Here is a 7,809-nt window from a genome sequence, read left to right on the forward strand (position 1 = left end):
ATGCTCCAGCCCGCTGGCCCGCCCCACCCGCGAGGCCAACGCGCCGGCCGCCGCGTCGACGGCGAACAGCAGCAGGTAGTGCGGGGTGCCACTGGTGCCCGGCCCGCCCAGGCCCTCGGCCGTCTCGGCCATCAGCTCGGTCACGCTCTCCTCGTCGTACCAGGCGGCGTCGTCGGCGAGATCCTCGTAGAGGGCGCGGGCCGCCGGGTCGGCGTCCGGGTCCAGACAGGCGATGGAGAACCGCGCGGTGCCCGGCCGGTGCTGCCGGGCCAGGGACCGGGCCGCCGCGTCCAGCACCGCGCACGCCTCGTCGATCCGGGTGCCCAGCACGGCCAGGTTGCGCCCGGGTGCCCGGGGCAGCCGCAACGCCGCCGACCGGGCCTGCACGTCGATGATCTCGCCGAGCAACGCCACCGGGCCGCGTGGCGTGCCCACCTCCGGCGCCTGCAACGCCCGGAAGTCCGGTGCGTCGGCCAGCCGGGGAATCGCGTCACCGTCGAAGAGCCGGGCCGGCGCGGCCTCGGCCGGGCGCATCCGCCACAGCCGGTGCTGCAACTCGCTCCAGGTCTCCCAGTCGCTCGCCGCCGGGATCCGGGCCACCTGGTTGCCTTCCAACATTCCCGACTCGGCGTTGACCACCGCGTGGAACTTCGGCAGCGACTGGGCGGCGTCGTTGCGTTCGGCCAGGATGCGCAGCGCCTTGGGCAGCGCGATCCGCAGGGTGAACTGGGCGACCAGCGCCGGGCGGCCCCACAGCGCCTCGATGCCGCGTACGTCCTGCGAGGCCAGCACCAGGTGGATGCCCTGCGACCGGCCCCGCCGGGCCAGGTCCTCCAGCAGGTCGGCCGCCTCCCGCGCCACCGCGTCCCGGCCGGCCAGCAGCATCTGGAACTCGTCCACCACCGCCACGATCCGGGGCCAGTGCCCGGTCGGGTCCACTGCCCGCAGCTCGGCCAGCTTGGTGACCTCGTGCTTCTTCGCCGCGTCGGCACGCCGGCGCAGCTCCTCGGCGAGGAACCGCAACAACGCCAGGCCGAACTCCCGGTCGGTGTTGACGTTGATGCCGACCAGCCGCATGTGCGGCAGCCAACTCGGATCCCGCCGGCCCTTGGCGAACCGGGCGAAGGACACCCCCTCCTTGAAGTCCAGCAGATAGAACTCCAGCTCGGCGGGGGAGTAGCGGGCGGCGAGTGCACCGATCCACGCGAAGATCAGGTTGGTCTTGCCGGTGCCGGACGGGCCGCCGATCAGGGCGTGCGGCGGGTAGTCACCGAGGGTCAGCAGCACCGGTCGGCCCTGCGGTCCCTCGCCGATCGGCGCGGTCAGGCCGGTCGCCGAGTCCTCCCGCCACATCTGCTCCGGCGCGGGCAGCAGGTCGGTGAAGGGGGTCGGTGCCGGTCCGGCGCTGACCACCGCGGCGATCTGCCGGCAGGTCTCGGTCACCAGCGCGGCCGGTGGCGGCGGGTCGAGGCGCACCGGCAGGGTGCCGACGTGGGCGCCGTCCGCGGCCACCACCACCCGGGTCACCGACGGATCGTCGGGCAGCGGCACACCCCACACGATCAGGTGTACGCCGCACGCCGCGCCGGCCCGCACCACCCGGTCCAGTTGGCCGCGCTCGTGCCGGGACAACTCGTCCCCGCCGAGCAGCACGGCCACCCGCCACGGCTCCGGCCGGCGACCGGTCGCTGCCGCCAGCTCCCGCAGCGAGGCATGCTCACCGGCGAGGACTGTCTCGTTGATCCGGCGGATCTGCTCCACCAGATCGTCGAGCAGCCGTGCCAGCCCGCCGGGGCCGACGAAGGTGAGCAACCCGGCCGTACCCAGCGGGGCGAACCCCGCGAGCCCGCCGCCGAGCCGGTCCGGGTCGTAGCCCATCAGTCGTACCCCGCCCGGCGCCGCCCGGCCCAGGCCGCGCAGCAACAACGCCGACACCACCGCCGCGCAGCCGGCCGGGTCACCGTCGAGCGCCACGTGCCCGCCGTCGAGCAGCGCCACCAGCGCCGGCACCGGTGTGATGTCGCCGGTGCCGCGTCCGGTCGGGCCGTCCTCATCGGTCAGTCGCAACGTGCCGACCCGCGTCGCCCCCGGCGGCTCGGCGCGCTCGGCCGGAGTGGGCCGCCAGGTCGACCAGTCGGCCGAACCGGCACCGGGCGCCTCCCGCGCCGCGGCCTCGGCCGCCCGCCGCACCAGCTCGGCGAGCCGCGACGAGTGCCGGGACTCGATCTCCGCGAGTCGCCTGTCGCGTTCGGCACCGACCCGCTCGGGTACGCCGGCAGCGGCCCGGCGTACGCGTACCGCCCGCTCGCGCGCGCCGGCCAGGGCGGTCTGTGCCGCGGTGGACCGGTTGCGGGACGCGCCGAGGGCGTCGGCGAGCAGTTCCCGGACCCGGCCGACCAACTGGTTACGCCGGTCAGCCATCGATCCCGTGCCCCGGCCTACCGCTGTTCCCGCCGCCGCCCTGCCACGGCCCGCCGCTGGTACGCAACGACCCGCCCGTGCCACGCGGTGCACCCGCGCCCGCCGACCCGCCGGCGGTGCGTGCTGATCCGCCGCCCGCGCCCGCCGATCCGCCGGTGGTGCGTGCTGATCCGCCGCCCGCGCCCGCCGATCCGCCGGTGGTGCGTGCTGATCCGCCGCTGGTGCGCGGCGATCCGGTGGCGGTGTTAACAGGGGGCCCCTTTACCGCACCAGGCGTTAATAGGGGGCCCTTCCTTTCACCGTCGTCGGCGGGGAGGTCGCGGCCGAGGCGGTCGAGCAGGACGCCGGTGAGCACTCCGGCGGTGACCGCCGGGTCGGCGGCGTGTGGCTGGTCGGCGTCGTCGCGGCGGGGCGGGGGCATCCGGCAGACCCGGGTGAGCAGCGTGTCCAGCACCGGGGCGGGCAGGCCGGGCAGCAGGTCCCGGACCCGGCCGTCGAGTTCCCGGCGCAACCGGGCCAGGTCGTCACCGCGTGGCGGGTGCCCGAGCAACTCCGCGGCCAGGTCCCGCAGCAGCGGCGGGGCCACCGCGGCCAGCCCCATGCCGACGTCGGCGTGTGCCCCACGCAGATCCCGGTGCAGCCGGTCCCGGTCGCCGGCGCGAACCCCGCGTACCACCCGGCGCAGCAACTCGCGGGAGTCGGTGATCCGTTCGTCGGGCTCCTCCGGCGGGCCCTCGCGTCCACCTGTCAGCTCCGCCACCCGCACCGACCACCAGCGGCGCAACCGCACCTCGCCGGGGGGCTCGGGAGCGACGGCCACCGCCTCGTCGCCCCGGGGCGCGTCGTGCCCGGGCCGGCGCTCCTGCGTCGGCGACGGCGGCGCAGCGCCGTCGGGGGCCAGCCCGATCGCGGCCAGATACGCGGTCAACTGCTCCTGGGCCACCCGCAGCGCGTACCCGGCGGTCTCGGCGTGCTCGGTGGCGGCGGAGAGTTCCGGCACGCCCATCGGGTTGGCCGACTCCTGGCGCACCCAGCGCAGTCGTTCGGTGGCCAGCCCGAACTTCTCCAGCGCCTGCGCCAGCAGGCCCATCGGCAGTTCCTCGGCGGCGGCACGGACCTGGGCACCGACATCCTCGACGATGGACACGCCCGCCCCTACAGCGTCGCGACGTACTGCTGGGCCTGCTCGATCGCGACGAGCGTCGCGGCGAGGCATTCCTCCAACTCCTGGCTGGCCTGGGTCAACGACGCCTGGGCCGCCTCGACGGTGGCGTGGCCGCTGCCCTCCAGCGCCCCGGCGAGGGTCTGCTGCGCCTCGGCGAGCTTCTCGCCGGCGGCCTGCACGGCGCTCTGGCCGTCACCGATCTGCTGGAGCGCGACATCGATGGCTGCCTTGAGCTCGGCGACGCTCGCCACGCGGAACCTCCTGGGGGCGGGGAGGACTCCATTAGAGCCTATGCCGGTCGGGGGAAGAACATCTGCCCTGTCAGTGTTCCTGCCCCGCTGACCGGTTGTCGACCGCACGCGCCGCGAGTCCGATTCGTGGGACTCGTGTGCAGTGGATCACCGTACGCCATCGCCGGACGTCCGGGCTGGTGGCCGGGGGCGATCCGGCGGTCCTGATTCCGGCTCACGGGCGCAGCCAGCGCGGGCCCTGTACCTCGGCGCCGAGCGCGACGACCCGCTCCCGCAGCACCCGGTCGGCGGTGACCACCACCCGGTGCCGGTCGCCGGCCTCGGCCACCAGGTCGACCACTGTGTCGTCGCCGGAGCCCGGCGCGGCCACCACCCGTACCCCGTCGACCCCGGGCACCTCACGCGCCGCGCCCTCGACCACCAGCACCACCTCCACCGGCGGTGGCAGCTCCGGGGGCACCCCGCGCTCGCCCACCGGCGCGATGGTGTCCCGCAGCCGGGCGGTGGCCCCGGCGCGGTCGCGCCACCAGCCGTCGGGCCGGGACCCGACCACGTTGGCGGCGTCCACGATGAGCAGCGGAATCTCATTCATCCGCCCACCCTGCCATCCGGGTGGCCGACCTGCCCGTCAGCCGCGCCGACCGCCGCACGACCCGCCGCGGCGCCGAGCGGGCGTGGAGAGACCCACTCCGTTTCGCCGGAACGGCGGTCTCCCGGCCGGACAGCACAATCGCGCCGAAACGCAGTGGATCACACCCGGTGCGCCGGTCGGGCGGCGCGTGGCGGTGGCGTTTGTCCGGGCGGGTGCCGGGTAGCCCGTGCCGACCGTCTCGCGCCGACCCGCGGAGGACAGAGATGATTGGACCCGGCGATTTCGGCTCGGACCCGTGGGACGAGTTCCTGGCCCGGTACTTCGGCCGCGGCGAGGGCGGGCGCCGGCCCGCGCACCGGGTCGACATCACCCGACTGATGACCGCCGACGCCCGGGAGATGCTCGCCGACGCCGCGCGCCGGGCGGCCCAGAAGAAGAGCAACGACCTGGACACCGACCACCTGCTGTGGGCGGCGTTGCAGCGGGAGCCGCTGCGCGACCTGGTCCGCCGGGCCGGCGCGGATCCGGAGACCCTGGTCAACGCGCTGGGGGGACGCGGCGACGGCGCCCCGCACGGCGAGATGCCACCGAACCTGTCCCTGACCCCGGCAGCCAAGCGGGCGCTGCTCGACGCCCACCAGTTGTCCCGGGCGATGAGCGCGAACTACATCGGTCCCGAGCACATCCTGATGGCGTTGCCGCTCAACCCCGAGTCACCGGCCGGCCGGATGCTCGCCGCCGGCCGGATCCAGCCCGAGTCGTTGCAGGCCGCCAACGCCGAGCGGGGTGCGGCGACCGGCCCCCGACCGGACCGTGGCACACCCACCCTGGACCAGTACGGCCAGGACCTCACCGACCTGGCGCGTGCCGATCAGATCGACCCGGTGATCGGTCGTGCCGACGAGATCGAACAGGCGGTGGAGATCCTCTCCCGGCGGACCAAGAACAATCCGGTGCTGATCGGCGAGGCGGGTGTCGGCAAGACCGCCATCGTGGAGGGCCTGGCCGAGCGGATCTGCGACGGCGACGTGCCACAGACCCTGCTCGGCAAGCGGGTCATCCAGCTCGACCTGGCCGGACTGGTGGCCGGCACCCGCTACCGGGGCGACTTCGAGGAGCGGCTGAAGAAGGTGATCGACGAGATCCGGGCGCACCGGGAAGAGCTGATCATCTTCCTGGACGAGATCCACACCCTGGTCGGTGCGGGCGGCGCGGGCAGCGAGGGCGGCATGGACGCGTCGAACATGCTCAAGCCGGCGCTGGCCCGTGGCGAGCTGCGGGTGATCGGCGCGACCACCCTCGACGAGTACCGGCGCAGCATCGAGAAGGACGCCGCGCTGGCCCGGCGGTTCCAGTCGGTGTTCGTGCCCGAGCCCACCGTCGAGGACACCGTGTCCATCCTGCGCGGCCTGCGGGACCGCTACGAGGCCCACCACCAGGTGCGCTTCACCGACGAGGCGTTGGTCGCCGCGGCCGAGCTGTCCGACCGCTACCTCACCGACCGCTACCTGCCCGACAAGGCCATCGACCTGATCGACCAGGCCGGCGCCCGGGTCCGGCTGCGGACCCGGACCCCCGCCGCCGACGTGCGCGACCTGGAACAGCAGCTCGACGAGGTACGCCGGGACAAGGAGCAGGCGGTCACCGACGAGCAGTACGAACGGGCCACCACCCTGCGCGACCGGGTGGCCGAGCTGGAGGAACAGATCCGCCGGGCGCGCGGCGACGACGGTGGCGGCAGCCAGGTGCCCCAGGTGGGACCGGACGAGATCGCCGAGGTGGTGTCCCGGGCCACCGGCATCCCGGCCAGCCAGCTCACCGAGGAGGAGCGGGATCGACTGTTGCGTCTGGAGGGTCACCTGCACGAGAAGGTCGTCGGCCAGGACGACGCGGTCGACGCGGTGGCCGAGGCGGTCCGCCGCTCCCGCACCGGGCTGGCCGACCCGAACCGCCCGATGGGCAGCTTCCTGTTCCTCGGCCCCACCGGCGTGGGCAAGACCGAGCTGGCCCGGGCCCTGGCGGAGGCGCTGTTCGGCGAGGCCGACCGGATGGTCCGGGTGGACATGAGCGAGTTCCAGGAACGGCACACGGTCAGCCGGCTGGTCGGCGCGCCACCCGGCTACGTCGGGTACGAGGAGGCGGGCCAGCTCACCGAGGCGGTGCGCCGCCGCCCGTACGCGGTGGTGCTGCTGGACGAGATCGAGAAGGCCCACCCCGACGTGTTCAACATCCTGTTGCAGGTGCTCGACGACGGGCGGTTGACCGACAGTCAGGGCCGTACTGTCAACTTCAAGAACACCGTCCTGATCATGACGAGCAACCTCGGTTCCGAGCTGATCACCGGCAGCCAACAGGCCGTCGGTTTCGGTGCCGGCGAGCCGGGCAGTAGGCAGGAGAGCGACGAGCTGCGGGACCGGCTGATGCGCCGGTTGCAGGAGAACTTCCGGCCGGAGTTCCTGAACCGGATCGACGAGGTGATCATCTTCCGCCGGCTGGAGGCCGCGCAGCTGCGGCAGATCACCGAGCTGCTGCTGGAGGAGACCCGCCGCCGGCTGCACGCCCAGGACATCGAGGTGGAGTTCACCACCGCCGGGGTCGACTGGATCGCCGAGCACGGCTACCAGCCGGAGTACGGCGCCCGGCCGCTGCGGCGGGTCATCCAGCGGGAGGTGGACAACCACCTGTCCCGGATGCTGCTGGAACAACAGTTGTCCCCAGGTCAACGGGTCACCGTCGACAACCGGGACGGGCGGCTCGCCTTCGACGTGGCGGCCGGATCACACGGCTACACCGCGGCCACCACCACCCATCCCCGCTGACTGGCATTCCCGCTGACCGGAAGGGCGCTGATGACCGCACCGGAACCGGACCCCGACGACGACCACACCGAGCCGATCCAGGCCCCGCCGACGGCGAATCCCCGCCGGGTGCAGGTGCCGGATGAGGGCCTGGACGGGCCCATCGACAAGGGGCTCCCGGAGATCACCGGGACGCCGCCGACAGAGGAGGGCTGATGGTACGCGAGCAGCGACTCGACCCCGACGTGGAGACCCTCTGGGAGGACTTCCACGCCGAGGTCAACGTGCCGTCCGAGCAGCTGCGTCAGTGGCTGCTGACCCGGGGCTCCGGCGAGGAGGCGTTCGGCCCGAACCCGGACCTGAACCTGCCCGAGCCGGGCCGGCAGATCCTGGCCGTGCTGCGCAAGCGCAAGGTCGACCTGACCCCCGAGGACATCGAGGTGATGGCCGAGGCCGTCGACCGCATCCGCACCCTCACCGCGGCCCGGCCCGACCGGGGCAACGCCGACGACGAGTGGCGCCACGCCCTGCTCGACCTCGGCCACGACGTGCTCGTCGAACGCTGACCACCCACCCACCCAC

The 7,809-nt window shown here is 74.0% G+C and carries 7 protein-coding genes; 3 read left to right on the plus strand and 4 right to left on the minus strand.

The window, feature by feature from the left end; all coding sequences use genetic code 11:
- The 4 genes from C1I93_RS26295 to C1I93_RS26310 form a co-directional block, all read right to left on the minus strand.
- Window positions 1-2,421, minus strand: a 2,421-nt coding sequence (locus tag C1I93_RS26295) for an FtsK/SpoIIIE domain-containing protein (protein ID WP_111245967.1), incomplete at its 3' end; no start/stop codon positions are given.
- The gene (locus C1I93_RS26300) at window positions 2,414-3,568 is read right to left on the minus strand and encodes a hypothetical protein (RefSeq protein WP_223256671.1); all 1,155 of its coding nucleotides are present in this window, start codon (window positions 3,566-3,568) and stop codon (window positions 2,414-2,416) included. The genes C1I93_RS26295 and C1I93_RS26300, both read right to left, overlap by 8 nt.
- Window positions 3,569-3,576: 8 nt before the next feature.
- A complete protein-coding gene (locus tag C1I93_RS26305; protein ID WP_111245968.1) occupies window positions 3,577-3,837 on the minus strand; it encodes a hypothetical protein in 261 nt (86 codons plus the stop codon).
- 214 nt (window positions 3,838-4,051) lie between these two features.
- The gene (locus tag C1I93_RS26310; protein WP_111245969.1) at window positions 4,052-4,429 is read right to left on the minus strand and encodes a hypothetical protein; all 378 of its coding nucleotides are present in this window, start codon (window positions 4,427-4,429) and stop codon (window positions 4,052-4,054) included.
- Between the two features lie 263 nt (window positions 4,430-4,692).
- On the opposite strand from C1I93_RS26310, the gene C1I93_RS26315 reads away from it, so the two are divergent.
- From C1I93_RS26315 to C1I93_RS26320, 3 genes are read left to right on the plus strand one after another with little or no spacing between them, the layout of a single operon-like run.
- Window positions 4,693-7,248 (plus strand): ATP-dependent Clp protease ATP-binding subunit, encoded by a 2,556-nt coding sequence (locus C1I93_RS26315; RefSeq protein ID WP_111245970.1) that lies wholly within the window; start codon window positions 4,693-4,695, stop codon window positions 7,246-7,248.
- A 30-nt stretch (window positions 7,249-7,278) separates the two neighbouring features.
- The gene (locus tag C1I93_RS31780; protein WP_181445335.1) at window positions 7,279-7,443 is read left to right on the plus strand and encodes a hypothetical protein; all 165 of its coding nucleotides are present in this window, start codon (window positions 7,279-7,281) and stop codon (window positions 7,441-7,443) included.
- On the plus strand, window positions 7,443-7,793 hold the full coding sequence (locus tag C1I93_RS26320; protein WP_111245971.1) for a DUF3140 domain-containing protein: 351 nt from the start codon (window positions 7,443-7,445) through the stop codon (window positions 7,791-7,793). Before C1I93_RS31780 ends, C1I93_RS26320 begins: the two co-directional genes overlap by 1 nt.
- Window positions 7,794-7,809: the final 16 nt, after the last annotated feature.

It is taken from the genome of Micromonospora endophytica (assembly GCF_003236305.1).
Lineage (GTDB): Bacteria > Actinomycetota > Actinomycetes > Mycobacteriales > Micromonosporaceae > Micromonospora > Micromonospora endophytica.

What these genes read in the sequence shown, in the direction of transcription:
- C1I93_RS26310 (WP_111245969.1), bottom strand. Translation starts at nt 4,429, where the DNA reads ATGAATGAGATTCCGCTGCTCATCGTGGACGCCGCCAACGTGGTCGGG.
- C1I93_RS26315 (WP_111245970.1), top strand. Translation starts at nt 4,693, where the DNA reads ATGATTGGACCCGGCGATTTCGGCTCGGACCCGTGGGACGAGTTCCTG.
- C1I93_RS31780 (WP_181445335.1), top strand. Translation starts at nt 7,279, where the DNA reads ATGACCGCACCGGAACCGGACCCCGACGACGACCACACCGAGCCGATC.
- C1I93_RS26320 (WP_111245971.1), top strand. Translation starts at nt 7,443, where the DNA reads ATGGTACGCGAGCAGCGACTCGACCCCGACGTGGAGACCCTCTGGGAG.